The organism is Acholeplasma sp. ORD1043, assembly GCF_057808485.1.
The window spans coordinates 21634-37086 of the sequence record NZ_JAQLOJ010000016.1 but is presented as its reverse complement, the minus strand read 5'-3'; the positions used below and the strand labels follow the sequence as shown (position 1 = coordinate 37086).

Genomic DNA, 15453 nt, shown 5'->3' with positions numbered 1-15453 from the left:
ATAGATGTATGGCTTTTTTTGTATTCTAAAATAGATAACATTTAGATAATAATTTGATTAATAGTCATTAACATAGACAAATTGTACATCAAAATACTCTACATGAATTGTTACTGGGAATGTTAAACTTTCAACCGGGATCAAAGTGAAAAAAATGCTTTAAAGGATGTGTTAAGACGTTTATCTAATATAAGAAATTTAGTTAGATTTAGAATCTTTCTTTTTTTGTCCAATTTTATTTTCAGTACCATTTAATAGTCTGATGAAATTCTTTTTATGCTTATATATAATAAATAAACAAAGAAATGAGGTAACTGATAAATTGATACTTTGTGCTTGATAAGTAAGAATTAAATTTGGTGTTGGAATCCAAACTTCAGGAATTAGAATAGATACCCATAACATAACACCTACTAAGATGGTTGCAACAACTGATCCAATTGAAACATATTTGGTTGAAAAAGCGATAATAAAGAAGAAGACGATGCCTAATATTCCAGCTAATGGATTTAGTGCAGTAACAACACCAACACCAGTAGCAACTGCTTTACCACCTTTGAAGCCAATATATATTGAGAAGATATGGCCAATTGCTGCAGCAGCACCGTATAATACGACAATATCAAATGTTAAACCGTTAATATCAATTAAATTTAATACTGGGAATCCTAATATATATCTTATAAATATAATTGGGATAGCACCTTTGATGAAATCCAATACAAAGACAGGCACTCCATATTTTGGTCCTAAAACTCTAATAACATTTGTGGAGCCAACATTTTTTGAACCATGTTCTCGAATATCTATATTTTTAAAAACTTTTGGAATAATGAACCCAAACGGAATTGAACCGATTAAATATGAAATGATTAAAGCAATCAATATATATAGTAAATTTTCCATAGTATGTATACCTCGATGAACATTATAACATATTATTATGATTTATAATCATATCTGATATTTCCCAAAATTAGCACATTTTTATTGACAGTGCTAATTGATTCATGTACAATAAACTTGGCACAAATAAAGGATGAGTGCTAAAAGGTGGGATATCATGCTGACTTCACGTCAAAAACTGATTTTAAAAGCTATCATCGAGATTTACTCTGAAACAGCTGAACCAGTTGGATCAAAAGCTCTAATGAATTTACCTTATCTAGATTTTTCTAGCGCAACCCTAAGATATGATATGGCAGCATTAGAAGAACTTGGTTTTTTAGAAAAAACACATACATCATCTGGACGTGTTCCATCTGAAAAAGGTTATAGATATTATGTAGATTATTTAATTACTAGAGACCATGATGTCGCAAAAGTTTTCCCATTAGTCGATGAAATTTTCTCGAAAAATACACTCGCAAGAGATAAATCAGTTCAGGAAGCTTTGAACCTATTATCGGATATCACTAATTATACAGCAGTAGCTGTAGGTCCAGATTCTAATGAAGCAAAGATTAAACGAATTGATTTTATTCCATTATCAAATACAGATGCAGTCATCTTAATCGTCACTGACCAAGGGCATGTGCAACATCAACAAATTCATATTTCTGGCGATTCATCAATGAGTGAATTAAAGGAAGTTATTAAAACAATTGATGATTTATTAAGAGATAGATTGTTAAAAGAATCCATTGAAATTCTAAAAACTGAACAAACAAAAACTGAGTTAAGTCATTTTATGACATATCAAGCTCAAATCATTGATTCATTTATTCAAGCTTTTAGTAAATTTGCTCAAGATTCTTTCTATCTATCAGGAATGACAAATGTATTTGAACAACCTGAGTTTAACAACGTCAATCATATTAAGAAGTTTATGGATATGATGGAGCGAAGAGAAATTGTTAAATTAATTGGTAGTGAAGAAGGTTTATCAATTAGGTTTTCTTCCGATATGGAGATTATTCCGATGAATCAAATGACGATTGTATCAATACCATATCAAATTAGTGATGATGAAAAAGGAACGATTGCTTTATTAGGTCCATCTCGTATGGCATACAGAAAAGTTATTCCGTTATTAGAATACATTGCAGCCAATTTGGCAAAACTATATAAGAAAGATGAGGAGTGATTGAATTGGCAAATCAAGAAAATCAAGAAATCAAAAAAGATGAACAAGTTGTTCGTGAAGAAGAAACAAAAAAAACTAAGAAGCATAAACTAGAAGCTAAGATTGAAGAGTTAGAAGCACAAGTTAAAGAACTAAATGATAAATATTTAAGAACCTTAGCTGATGCTGAAAACTTCAAGAAACGTATTGATCAAGAAAGAATCAATGATCGTAAATATGCTGCAAGTAGTTTTGCTAACGAATTGTTAATTCCATATGAACAATTTTCTAAAATTGTTGAATTTCCAACTGATAATGATATGTTAAAAAATTTCTTAATTGGATTTAAAATGATCAAAGATCAGTTTGAACAAGTTTTAGAAAAGGAAGGCGTCAAAGAAATTAAAGCTGTCGGTGAAATATTTGATGCTAAATTGCATTATGCAATTGAAAAAGCTAATGATAAAGAAAAGCCAAATAATACAGTTTTAGAAGTATTACAAAAAGGATATTATTTTAAAGATAGAATATTAAGACCAGCCATGGTTAAAGTTAACGAATGGAGTGATGAAAATGGCGAAGACAAATAAAATTATTGGTATTGACTTAGGTACAACAAACTCATGTGTTTCAGTAATGGAAGGTAGTGAGGTTAAAGTTATTACAAATGCGGAAGGTGGAAGAACTACTCCATCTATCGTAGCTTTCAAAGGTGATGAAATTTTAGTTGGTGAAATTGCTAAACGTCAAATGATCACTAACCCAAATACTATTTATAGCATTAAACGTCATATGGGAGATATGAACTATACTGTTGATATTAACGGTAAGAAATATACTCCACAACAAATTTCTGCATTCATTTTACAAAACTTAAAGAAAACCGCAGAAGATTATTTAGGTGCAACAGTTACTGAAGCTGTTGTTACAGTTCCTGCTTATTTCAATGACGCTCAACGTCAAGCAACTAAAGATGCTGGTACAATTGCTGGTTTAAATGTAAGACGTATTATTAACGAACCAACTGCATCAGCACTTGCTTATGGTATTGATAAAACTGAAAAAGAACAAACTATCTTAGTCTTTGACTTAGGTGGAGGTACATTCGACGTATCAATTTTACACTTAGCAGATGGTACATTTGAAGTTGTTTCAACTGCTGGTGACAATAAATTAGGTGGCGATGACTTCGATGAAAAAGTATATCGTTACTTAGCAGAAGAATTCAAAAAAGAAAATGGTGTTGACTTATTACAAGACAAAATGGCTTTACAACGCTTAAGAGACGCTGCTGAAAAAGCTAAGAAAGAGTTATCAAGTGCAACAACAACAACTGTTTCTTTACCATTCATTACAATGGGAGCAGCGGGTCCATTACACTTAGAAATGAGTTTAACTCGTGCTAAATTCAACGAAATTACTAAAGACTTGGTAGATCGTTGCTTAGGACCAGTTCGTCGTGCATTACAAGATGCTAAATTAACAAACAAAGATATTCATCAAGTATTATTAGTAGGTGGTTCAACTCGTATCCCTGCTGTTCAAGAATTAGTAACTAAAGAATTTGGTAAAGAACCAAATAGATCAGTTAATCCAGATGAAGTTGTAGCTATGGGTGCTGCAATTCAAGGTGGCGTATTAGCTGGTGATGTTAAAGACGTTCTATTATTAGACGTAACACCATTATCACTAGGTATTGAAACATTAGGTGGTGTATTTACTAAATTAATCGAAAGAAATACAACAATTCCTACATCTAAATCTCAAGTATTCTCAACTGCTGCAGATAACCAACCAGCTGTTGATATCCATGTGTTACAAGGTGAAAGACCAATGGCTGCGGACAATAAAACATTAGGACGCTTCCAATTAAATGACATTCCACCTGCACCACGTGGTGTGCCTCAAATCGAAGTAACATTTGATATCGATGCTAACGGTATTGTATCAGTTCGTGCTAAAGACTTAGGTACAAATAAAGAACAAAAGATTACAATTACTGGTAACGGTGGTCTTTCAAAAGAAGAGATCGAAAAGATGGTAAAACAAGCTGAAGAAAATAAAGAAGCAGACGAAAAACGTAAAGAAGAAGCTGAATTAAGAAATGAATCAGATAACTTAATCTTCGCAGCAAGAAAAGCAATCACTGATTTAGGTGATGAAGTGACTGAAGATGAAAAATCACAAGTTGAAACTGCTATTGCTACATTAGAAGAAGCATTAAAGGGGAATGATTTAGCTGAGATTAGAACTAAGAAAGAAGCATTAGAAAAAGCTAGTCAATCAATTGCAATCAAAGCTTACGAAAAAGTAAACAAGAATAAAGACAACGGTTCATCAAATAATGATGGTACTGTTGATGCTGAATTCACAGATAAATAATAAAAAAGCAGGGTATTTATGCCCTGCTTAATCCTATAATGATTAAAGGTGTGGTATTATGGCACAACAAAAACGTGATTACTATGAAGTCCTTGGTATAGCTAAAGGTGCTTCATCTGAAGAAATTAAAAAAGCATATCGACAACTTGCAAAAAAATATCACCCAGACGTCAATAAAGAACCTGATGCTGAAGCGAAATTCAAAGAAGTTCAAGAAGCTTACGATGTCTTAAATGATCCTCAAAAACGTAGCCAATATGATCAATTTGGTCATGCTGGTGCAAATGGTGATCCATTTGGTGGATTTGGTGGATTTAGCGGTGGAGCGGGCTTTGGTGGATTTGATGATATCATTAATCAGTTCTTTGGTGGCGGTGGACAAAGACGACGTAGTGAAAAAGCGCAAGGTGACGATATTGAAATGCGTATGACAATTGATTTTATGGAAGCAGTGCTTGGTACTAAAAAGCCTGTTGAAGTTGAGGTTACAGAAGATTGTCATCACTGTCATGGAACTGGTGCAGAATCAGCAAAAGATGTTGAAACATGTACAAGATGTCATGGTGCTGGATATGTTAATGTTGAACAACGTACAATTTTAGGTACAATGCGTACACAAACTGTATGTCCTTCATGTCAAGGTAAGGGTCAAACAATTAAAAATAAATGTCACATCTGTTCAGGTTCTGGTCGCACAAGAACTAAGAAAAATGTGGATGTTAAGATTCCTGCCGGAGTTGATAATGATATGACATTACGTGTTCCAGGGTATGGACATGGTGGTAAGAAAGGTGCTGAAGCTGGTGACCTTTATATCACATTTAAAGTACGTCCTCATAAGATTTTTAGACGTCAACAAGATGACATTGTTTTAGATTTACCAATTTCATTCTCACAAGCAGCTTTAGGTGATAAAGTTGAAATTCCAACGATTTATGGCAAAGTTGATTTAACAATTCCATCCGGTATTCAATCAGGTACCATCTTAAAATTGCGAGATAAAGGGATTGCCAATGTTAGAAGTGGTAGAAAAGGCGATCAACAAGTTAATGTACAAGTTGAAACACCTAAGAATCTATCATCAGAAGAACGTAAGTTATTTGAACAACTTGGTAAATTAGATGGTAAGACTAAAAAAACTACTTGGGAAAAATTTAAAGAATTCTTTACAAATTAAGAGGCCAAGCCTCTTTTTTTTAGTATAATAGTAATGATGAAAGGTGGAAGCTTAAAATGATCCTTATAAAACATCATAATGAAGGCAATTTTGAACCGTATTTTTATTATGCATTAGAACATTATTTATTAAATGAAAAATTAAAAGGTGATGAAACTTATTTTTTCACATGGCGATTAAAAGGAATTATTTGTGGGAAAAACCAAGTCATTGAAAACGAAGTAAACTTTCCGTATGTCAAAGAACAGGGAATTAAAGTGTTTAGAAGACCTACAGGTGGTGGTTCAGTATATGCTGATGAAAATAACACAATGTTTACCATTATTACGAAACGTGACCCTGAAGGATTTTCATTTAAGAAATACTTAGGAAAGATCATTGATGCTTTTAAGAAGTTAGGTGTAAACCTAGAATTTAGCGGTAGAAATGATATTTTATTAGATGGTAAAAAGATTAGTGGGAATGCCTTCTTACAAAACAAAAATGGTATGTTAATGCATGGAACTATGATGTATGATCTTGACATTGAAACAATGGTTCGTGCACTTACCCCACCAGATGAAAAACTCATTTCAAAAGGGATTGCATCTGTATCCTCAAGAGTTAACAATTTAAAATCATACCTTAATGGTATGTCACATGATGAATTGATTGAGTACCTAGAAAAAGAGTTATGTGATACTGTATATGAATTAACAAACGAAGAAGTTGCAAAACTGTTTGAAGATGCAAAATATTATGCTTCAGAAGAGTTTCAAATTGGTTCACAACCACCATTTTCTCAAGTGCTCAAAAAACGTTTTACTTGGGGTGGGTTTGAATTAAGATTAGATGTTAGAGATGGTAAAATCGAACATGCGAAAGTAAACGGTGATTTCTTTAATTTACAAGACATCACACCTTTTGAAGAAGCATTTATTGGTCAAAAGTATACATTCAAATCATTAGAAAAAGTATGTGAAAAACATAAGATTTCTAACTACATTTTGGCATCACAAGACCAAGATATTATCGATTTATTAAAAGATGTATTTTTAAACGTGTAATTTTGGCTTAAGCATTGACTTATATATGCCTTTTATATATAATAAAACAAGTTGAGGTGAATCTATGAAACTGATTGTAAAAGAACTTGAAAAACAGACCTCAATTGAAGAAATATTAAATTTAGATGCACTAATTGATGATGCATCTGATTTAATCGGATTAAAGGATGTTAAAGTTAGTGGTACTATTGAACGTTCATACGACGAAGTTGTATTGGATTTAACAGTAGATTTAACTGTTGTACAGAAATGCGCAAGAACACTAAAACCAGTAACTTACCCTCTAGTATTTGATACTGAAATCATCTTTTCGAAAGATGAAAAAACATATGATTATCTATTGACCAATGAAATCGATTTAGATGAGCTTATCTTTGCAGAGATCTTACTAGAAAAGGAGCCTTTCGTTTATGATGAGGATGCAGTAGATCCTATCGATGAAAGTAAAGGTCAAGGACATCCAGCATTCCAAAGTTTAAAAGATACCAAATGAGGAGGTGAATTGCATGGGTGCAATTTTTAGAAGACACAGTAAAGGTTCTAAAGGTCGTCGTCGTTCTCACTATAAGTTAAAGACTCCAACAATCGTTGTAGATCCACAAACTGGTGAATTCACATTACCACACCGCGTTACACCAAACAGCGGATATTATAAAGGCCAATTAGTTTTAGAAAAGAAAAATAAAGAAACTAAATAAACCTTTTAAGAAAGAGCACGAATGAAGTGCTTTTTTCTTTGGTATAATAGGTGTAGAGGTTAAATATGACACATTATTCAGTATTATTAAATGAATCTATCGAAGGATTAAATATAAAAGCAGATGGTATTTATGTTGATTTAACATTAGGTGGCGGTGGTCACTCTTTTGAAATTTTAAAAAGACTTACTACAGGACATCTATATGCATTTGATCAAGATTTATATGCTATCGGTAGAGCAGAAGAAAGATTAAAAGAATTTAAGAACAAAACAATAATCCATTCAAATTTTAAGAATATGAAAGCTAAACTATTAGAATTAGGTGTCACCAAAGTTGATGGTATTTTAATGGATTTAGGATTATCAAGTTTCCAAATAGATGATGAATCTAGAGGTTTTTCATATCTTAAAGATCACGAACTTGACATGAGAATGGATCGAACATTAGAGTTTACTGCAAAAGATGTGGTAAACACATATGATTTACTTGATTTAACAAGGATTTTTAGAGAATATGGTGAAGAGAAGAATGCTTACCAAATTGCTAAAATGATTGTTAAAAAGCGTCCACTTGAAACTACATTTGATTTAGTGAAAATTACAGATGTCATTAATCGTGATTCAAAAGGCCATTCTGCAAAACGTGTATTTCAGGCATTACGTATTGAAGTTAATCAAGAGTTGGAAGTATTAAATACTGTTTTAGAGCAATCATTAGAATTTTTAAATCCTGGTGGTAGATTATCTTGTATCACATTCCATTCACTAGAAGATAAACTAGTAAAACATTTTATGAAAGATCATAGTAAAATTAAATTGCCTAAGAATGTGGATATCAGAAATGTACCAAAACCACCACTTTCTATAATCTCTAGAAAAGCTATATTACCCACTGAGAATGAGTTATTAGAAAATAAAAGAAGCCACTCCGCAAAACTCAGAGTGGCTGAAAAATCATGATTTCTTTTTAGTAGCTGATATTAAGATTCTAACATATTCAATATCATAGTTTTTGAATACGGGATGTCCTTTAATCATTTCATATATTTCAGGAAAATCAAGTTCACTAATTGTGACTTTTCCATAATCATCTTTAGTTGCAAGATGTAGATGAGAGTTTTCTTCATGAAGTGGATTATCAATACCTAAATCGTAGTATTTTACACCATCGATATTAAACTCAACAATCATATTGTTTTCAAGAAAAAAATCTAAATTATTATAAAGGGTAGAGACATTGTTAAAGCCCTTTTTTGCTAACTCACGCTGAAGTTCTTTAAAAGTTAAATGTTGATTTCTTAAAACTTCTAAAAGTGCTTTTCTAGCGCTTGTTAAGCGATTCCCTGTGCTCTTAAGATCCGGCTTTTTCATAGCCTTCCTCCTTAATCTCAGAATGTGTATTGAAATGTTCACTCATGAGTTTATGGACATAATCTTTTGTTAATGTTAATGATTGTTGTTTTGTTTCACCAATGATTGGTTCCAATGGTTCTAGAATATGCATATCTAACCAAGGTTTTCTAAATAAAAACTTAAATATACTGCGAGGTTTTCGATATGTATAGACGATTGGTAGTATTTTACTATCTGTATCAATTGCAAATCTAAACGCACCGCTTAAAAATTTTCTAATACCTGCGTGATATGGTTTAATAGCTGCCTCTGGCATAACAAGGACTGGAGTCTTTTTTGAAAGTTCGGTTTTAAGTTCACCTAAGAATCTCACCATGTGATCTTTAGTTTCTGGAATTGGTATACCTCCAGCAACTCTTAAGATTGGTCCCATGAGTGGTAAACCTAGATTAGATTGAAGCATTGTTACATATAGTTTTTTAGGAAAAATAACTGTACCAATCCACACAGCATCAAAGACATGCATGTGATTAGAAATTAATACGAAGCGATCTTTCTTTAAGTATTTTAAATTCTTTTTCCCGTGAACTTTAACATGTCTAAATAGCTTACCATATCCGAAGTAAAGAAGTACTTTCATCAATAAAACAACAAAAAAAGAAACCATCTTAAAAAGCGGATTTTGTATAAAAAAAACGTAATCTTTTTTAAGTTTTACGGGCTTAGCTTCGATTGTTTTGTAATCGTGTTCTACCCCATTTTGATTATTTGTTTGCACACTTATTTACCCTTTTGTTTATTTATATAAATTATACCATTATTTATAACAAATTTCTCTATGTTTTATAAAAAATCTCAGCATAAATACTTTACTAATAAGTAAAGTTGACAAGCATGTTATAATAAATTAGGGTGAAATTATGGTTTTAGTATATGGTGGAACGTTTAATCCACCGACAATAGCTCATTATGAGATTGTCAAACAACTAAAAAAATCATTTAAAGTTGAAAAGGTCATTATTGTTCCAGTAGGTGATTCATATACTTGGAAACATGGTTTAGTACCTTTTTTACACCGTTATCGTATGTTAAACCGTATGTTTCAAGGTGAACAGGATATTTTGATATCAGATTTAGAGAATAAACAAGATTTTGATGGTACCTATTGGTTATTAAATCAATTAAAGAAAACTTATCAAGATATTTATTTTTGTTTAGGAACAGATCACCTAAATACAATGCAACTTTGGAAAAATCATGAGAAGCTCTTACGAGAGTTTGGCTTTATTGTCATTTCACGAAGAGATTATCCGGCAGATTACACAATATTTGATAGATTTCAAACCCCATATTATAAATTTTATTTTGATTCAGATATCTCATCATCAAGAATTAGAAGAGAGTTTCATCGCTTTAAAAATGATTTAAGAAAAGAAGTCTTAGATTATATTTTAGAACATAACTTATATCAAGGAGAAAATGTATGACACAGTATGGATATTTAAAAGTCGCACTTACAACCCCAAAAATTACAGTTGGAAACCCAAAACTTAATGTTGAATCAATCGTTAATCTTTTAAATAGTTCAAAAGCATCCATAACTCTTTTACCTGAGTTATCTTTAACTGGCTACACATCAGGCGATCTTTTCTATCAAAAAACTTATATCGATGAGACGATTGAAGCATTGGATGCAATTATCAATAAAACTACCTATCAAGGTGTTTACATTTTAGGATTACCACTTAAGGTTCAAGACGTTTTATATAATGTTGCAGCAGTTATTCAAAATAAAAAGATTTTAGGATTTGTTCCTAAATATTTCTTACCGAATACTAAAGAATTTTATGAAAAACGTTGGTTCCAATCTGGGTTCCAAACACACTTTAAAGAAGTTGAGGTATTAGGTCAAACTGTACCTTTTGGACGAATGATTTTTAATGATAAAAAAGCAGATATTTCATTTGGCGTTGAAATTTGTCAAGATATGTGGGCGATTCAAACACCTGGAGATGAACTCGCATTAGCTGGTGCACACTTAATGTTGAACTTATCAGCATCTACTGAGCATGTTGAAAAACCAACGATTCGAAGAAATACTGTGTTAGAGTCATCACGAAAACATCAAGGTGCATATTTATATACATCATCTGGTCCATATGAGTCAACTACAGATGTCATTTTTTCATCACATAAGATTGCAGCAAGCTTAGGTTCGTTAGTTAGAGAAAGTAGCGTATTTGATTTAGATGAAATCATGTACGTTGATATTGATGTTGAAGCAATTAGATATCAAAGAAGAATGGATGCGACATTCCGTGATGAACAGTTATACCAACACACATCATTGCCACGTATAGATGTTTATTTTAACGAGACTAATGATTATAAATTTGAAACACCTTTAGAACAATTACCTTTTATCCCTAAAGATGAGAAGGAATTAGCACTTGCTAATGAACTTCAAATAAATGGTTTAATTGGCAAATTAAGAAGTATGAAAACAGCCAAAATTGTAGTTGGTATTTCAGGTGGACTGGATAGTGCGTTAGCACTACTTGTTGCCCATCAAGCAATGAAACGCTTAGGTAGAAATCCAAAAGATATCGTAGCAGTTACATTACCAACAAAAATCACATCAAATGCAACCAAAAGTGATGCAATTAACTTAATGGAAGGTTTAGGTGTGACCGCACTTGAAGTTCCAATTGAAAAAGATGTTCAAACTCATTTAGAAGGTTTAGTACACGATGGTTCAAAAGACGTAACATATGAGAATGTTCAAGCTAGAATTAGAACACTTTATTTAATGAACCTGGCAAATCAACATGGTGGTTTCGTTTTAGGAACTGGTGACATGAGTGAAATTGCATTAGGTTGGATGACTTTTAATGGTGATCACATGTCTATGTATAATGTTAATGCTGGTGTAACTAAAACCTTAGTTCAAGCGTTAATTGATTATCATGCAAGAACAGAGTATAAAAATGTTGCATCAACACTTCGAAATATTTTAGAACGTCCAATTTCACCAGAACTAAAAGACAATCAATCAACTGAAGATTCAATTGGTAAATATTTAATCAATGACTTCATTTTATACCACTTCTTAGTGAGTGGTGCAGGGTTAGATAAGATAACTTGGCTTATTGAACGTACATTTAATCTAACAAGAGAAGAAGCAAATCAATATGCAAACCGATTCTTTGATAGATTCTTCTCACAACAATTCAAACGTCAAGTGATGCCTGAAGGACCAAAAGTGTTAAAGGTGTCTTTATCACCTCGTGGTGAATTAAGATTACCTAGTGAAATGAAAAGAAAGTAAGTATTATGGAAAAGAAGAAAAAAGTATTAGTAGGTTTATCAGGAGGTGTTGACTCATCAGTTGCAGCACTACTTTTATTACGTCAAGGATATGATGTAGAAGCAGTGTTTATGCGTAACTGGGATTCAGCAACCAATATGGATTTTAGAGGTAATCCAACCCTCTATGATGAAACCTGTGAACAAGAAAAAGATTATCAAGATGCTAAGAAAGTGGCAGATCATTTAGGTATTACCCTATATCGTGTCGACTTTATTCATGAATATTGGGATCGTGTTTTCTCATATTTTATTAGTGAATACAATAAAAATAGAACACCAAACCCAGATGTATTATGTAATAATGAAATTAAATTCAAAGCCTTTGTTGATTATTCTGTTAAGTTTAATCCTGATTATATTGCAATGGGTCACTATGCTAAAATAGAGCATAGTGGTAATGAACCTCGTTTAATTAGAGCAGTTGATGATAATAAGGATCAAACTTACTTTTTATCACAACTTCGTACAGAACAATTAAAAAATGTCCTATTCCCAATTGGTCACTTAACAAAACCAGAGGTAAGAAAGATTGCTGAAGAAGCAGGTCTTTATACTGCAACTAAAAAGGATTCAACTGGTATTTGTTTCATCGGTGAAAGACATTTTAATGAATTTTTATCAAACTATTTACCAGCTAAACCAGGGGATATGAGACGTTTAGATGGTACTTATATGAAACAACATTATGGATTAATGAACTACACGATAGGTCAAAGAAAAGGCCTTGGAATCGGTGGTACACAAGAATCAACAGATGCATGGTTTGTTGTAGGTAAAGATTTAAAAACAAACACATTATATGTTGAACCAGGATTTGAACACCCATATGCGTATAGTGACTCTGCAATTATTACAGATGTCATTTGGCGTGGTGAAAAAAAGAATGGTAAATTTACTGCTAAATTTAGATATCGTCAACCTGACCAAGATGTAATTGTCACTTGGTTAGATGACACAACATTAAGAGTGGACTACCCACAAAAGATTCGTGCAGTCACACCAGGACAAGTGTGTGCTATCTATAGTGGTGAAACATGTGTAGGCTCAGGCTTTATTCATGAAGTATTTTCACAAGGAGAACGTAGACTTTACAGCTAATGAGTGAAAAAGTAAAAGGATATATAAAATCATATATTTATCGCAATGATGAAAATGGTTACGTCATAGCTAAACTTGAAACCGACAATAAGGAACTATTAACTGTTGTCGGTTATTTTCCTTTATTAAATGAAGAGATTTTGTATGAATTTACCGGTGAAATAACAACCCATCCAAAATATGGTAAACAGTTTAAAGTGGAAAGTTATGAACGATTAGAAGATGTATCAGAATCAGGTTTAATTAGATACTTATCTTCTGATGACTTTTCAGGTATTGGACCAAAGACAGCTGAAAAAATTGTTAAACTTTTAGGCCAAGATGCTATTAAGTTAATCATTGAAGATGCAGATGTTTTAGCACCAATTTTAAATCCTATCAAACGTGTTTCATTAAGAAAAGCTTTAATTCAAAATGAATTAGAACATAGAATATTTATTACACTCTTCGATTACGGTTTAACAAATAAAGTTGCATCAAAACTATATAAAATATATGGTCATGAAACATTAGAAAAGTTAGAAGAAGATCCATATCGTTTAATGTATGAAGTCGAGGGTATTGGATTTATTAAAAGTGCAGATATTGCTGAAAAAATGGGGATATCTAAAAATGATTTTAGATCCATTAAAGCAGCAATTATTTACACACTAGAAAATACAGCTTTTGGTGAAGGAGATCTTTATTTAGATTACGATAATTTAAAACAAAAAGCTGATAAATTATTAGCAAGTGATATTGACTATCATGAAGCAATTAATATCTTAATTGATGAAAAACGAATTAAAGAAGAAGATGGTAATTATTTCTTAAAAGAAATTTATGATACCGAATATCAAATAGCAAAATCAATCAAAAGATTCATTAATCAGCCAAAGAAAAACCTGAATCTTGATTTATTAAAACTCTTACTTTCACAAATCTCAATTCAAAAAGGTATTGATTATACCGAACTTCAACAACAAGCCATCTTAGAAGCGATGCAAAATCCTCTAAGTATTATAACTGGTGGACCTGGTACAGGTAAAACGACATTAATTGATGGACTTCTAAACTTATATGCAAGTTATTATAAAATAAAACTTAAATCGCCAGAAGCTAAAGAGCAAATCGCGCTTATGGCACCAACAGGACGTGCAGCAAAACGAATGAAAGAGATTCTTTCATTTGATGCAAGAACGATTCACTCTCATCTAGGATTTGATTTCGCATCATCTAGAAAGAACTTATTTCAAGAACCATTACATCAAGATTTAATCATTATCGATGAAGCATCGATGATTGATATTTTCCTTGCAAGAAGACTTTTTGATGCGATTGAAGACGAAGCACAAATTATTATTGTTGGTGATGAGGACCAATTACCTTCTGTTGGACCTGGTAATGTATTAGGTGATTTAATCGCATCTAATCAAGTGCCCGTTATTAGATTAAAAGAAATTCACAGACAAGCTAAGGATTCACATATTATTAAATTAGCATCAGCTATTAATAATCAAAGATTAGATGATGATGACTTCATTTCACATCAAGATGTCATTTTTTATAAAGGTGATAATTCATCCATTAAACGTGTCATTTTAAACCAAATTAAAGGTGCGATTGATAAGGGTTATGATTTAATTGATGATATTCAAGTCTTAATTCCTCAATATAAAGGGGACTTAGGTATTGATATCATGAATCAAGAAATTCAAAAGCATTTCAATCCAAAATTTGGTCAAGGTTTAAAGATGACTTATGGTGATAAATCATATTATGAAGGTGATAAAGTCATTCAGTTATTAAATGATAATGATAAAAAAGTAATGAATGGTGATATTGGTGTCATAAGAAAAATCTTTAAAACAGAAAAAGAAACTTTAATGATGCAAATTGATTTTGATGAAACAACTGTCTTTTATGAACAAAGTGATTTAGAAAACTTGAACTTGGCTTATGTTATTTCTATTCATAAATCTCAAGGTTCTGAATATAAAATTGTGTTCTTACCAATTATAAGAAGTTATCTTCATATGTTAAAGAAAGAACTGATTTATACAGCAATTACACGGGCTAAACAATACTTACTTGTATTAGGAGATATGAATTTACTTAAGTATGCTGCTAATCAGTTAGTAGAAAAACGTTTGACTAAATTAAAGACACGTCTTTTAGAAGTTCAAGGCATGAACAATCAAGTGATTGAAGAAGAAGATGAAGATCCAACAGCTAATCTTTCTCCATATGATTTCATGAAATAAAAAAGTGCTTGCATAGCACT

15 protein-coding genes are annotated in these 15453 nt (G+C 31.9%); 12 read left to right on the top strand and 3 right to left on the bottom strand.

What is annotated here, in order from left to right:
* Positions 1–198: 198 nt before the first annotated feature.
* Positions 199–906, bottom strand: coding sequence for a glycerol-3-phosphate 1-O-acyltransferase PlsY (gene plsY, locus PG914_RS06415; protein ID WP_488822927.1), 708 nt, complete (start codon positions 904–906; stop codon positions 199–201).
* 157 nt (positions 907–1063) lie between these two features.
* Between plsY and hrcA the strand changes: the two genes are divergently transcribed.
* From hrcA to rsmH, 8 genes are all read left to right on the top strand, one after another.
* Complete coding sequence (gene hrcA / locus PG914_RS06410; protein ID WP_488822925.1) at positions 1064–2086, top strand: heat-inducible transcriptional repressor HrcA; 1023 nt, start codon at positions 1064–1066, stop codon at positions 2084–2086.
* A 5-nt stretch (positions 2087–2091) separates the two neighbouring features.
* On the top strand, positions 2092–2655 hold the full coding sequence (gene grpE, locus PG914_RS06405) for a nucleotide exchange factor GrpE (RefSeq protein WP_488822923.1): 564 nt from the start codon (positions 2092–2094) through the stop codon (positions 2653–2655).
* Positions 2639–4447, top strand: coding sequence for a molecular chaperone DnaK (gene dnaK / locus PG914_RS06400; RefSeq protein ID WP_488822921.1), 1809 nt, complete (start codon positions 2639–2641; stop codon positions 4445–4447). The genes grpE and dnaK overlap by 17 nt, the downstream gene beginning before the upstream one ends.
* Positions 4448–4505: 58 nt before the next feature.
* Positions 4506–5624, top strand: a complete 1119-nt coding sequence (dnaJ, locus tag PG914_RS06395) for a molecular chaperone DnaJ (protein WP_488822919.1) — start codon at positions 4506–4508, stop codon at positions 5622–5624.
* 56 nt (positions 5625–5680) lie between these two features.
* Complete coding sequence (lplA, locus tag PG914_RS06390) at positions 5681–6670, top strand: lipoate--protein ligase (RefSeq protein ID WP_488822917.1); 990 nt, start codon at positions 5681–5683, stop codon at positions 6668–6670.
* A 64-nt stretch (positions 6671–6734) separates the two neighbouring features.
* Complete coding sequence (locus PG914_RS06385) at positions 6735–7163, top strand: YceD family protein (RefSeq protein ID WP_488822915.1); 429 nt, start codon at positions 6735–6737, stop codon at positions 7161–7163.
* A gap of 13 nt (positions 7164–7176) precedes the next feature.
* The gene (gene rpmF, locus PG914_RS06380; protein ID WP_045749276.1) at positions 7177–7368 is read left to right on the top strand and encodes a 50S ribosomal protein L32; all 192 of its coding nucleotides are present in this window, start codon (positions 7177–7179) and stop codon (positions 7366–7368) included.
* 65 nt (positions 7369–7433) lie between these two features.
* Entirely contained in the window at positions 7434–8330 is an 897-nt protein-coding gene (gene rsmH / locus PG914_RS06375) for a 16S rRNA (cytosine(1402)-N(4))-methyltransferase RsmH (RefSeq protein WP_488822913.1), read from the top strand.
* Here rsmH and PG914_RS06370 read toward each other — a convergent pair.
* Together PG914_RS06370 and PG914_RS06365 are read right to left on the bottom strand one after the other, a co-directional pair.
* Entirely contained in the window at positions 8325–8741 is a 417-nt protein-coding gene (locus PG914_RS06370) for a Fur family transcriptional regulator (protein WP_488822911.1), read from the bottom strand. The genes rsmH and PG914_RS06370 overlap by 6 nt on opposite strands.
* On the bottom strand, positions 8722–9501 hold the full coding sequence (locus PG914_RS06365) for a lysophospholipid acyltransferase family protein (RefSeq protein WP_488822909.1): 780 nt from the start codon (positions 9499–9501) through the stop codon (positions 8722–8724). The genes PG914_RS06370 and PG914_RS06365 overlap by 20 nt, the downstream gene beginning before the upstream one ends.
* 142 nt (positions 9502–9643) lie before the next feature.
* Here PG914_RS06365 and nadD point away from each other — a divergent pair, with 142 nt between their 5' ends.
* Genes nadD through recD2 form a run of 4 tightly spaced genes read left to right on the top strand, consistent with a single transcriptional unit; the run spans position 9644 to position 15433 of the window.
* Positions 9644–10210 carry a nicotinate (nicotinamide) nucleotide adenylyltransferase gene (gene nadD, locus PG914_RS06360; RefSeq protein WP_488822908.1) on the top strand — a complete coding sequence of 189 codons (567 nt, stop codon included), beginning with the start codon at positions 9644–9646 and terminating at the stop codon, positions 10208–10210.
* Positions 10207–12051, top strand: a complete 1845-nt coding sequence (locus PG914_RS06355) for an NAD(+) synthase (protein ID WP_488822907.1) — start codon at positions 10207–10209, stop codon at positions 12049–12051. The genes nadD and PG914_RS06355 overlap by 4 nt, the downstream gene beginning before the upstream one ends.
* 5 nt (positions 12052–12056) lie before the next feature.
* A complete protein-coding gene (mnmA, locus tag PG914_RS06350; protein WP_488822906.1) occupies positions 12057–13190 on the top strand; it encodes a tRNA 2-thiouridine(34) synthase MnmA in 1134 nt (377 codons plus the stop codon).
* The gene (gene recD2 / locus PG914_RS06345; RefSeq protein ID WP_488822904.1) at positions 13190–15433 is read left to right on the top strand and encodes an SF1B family DNA helicase RecD2; all 2244 of its coding nucleotides are present in this window, start codon (positions 13190–13192) and stop codon (positions 15431–15433) included. The genes mnmA and recD2 overlap by 1 nt, the downstream gene beginning before the upstream one ends.
* Positions 15434–15453: the final 20 nt, after the last annotated feature.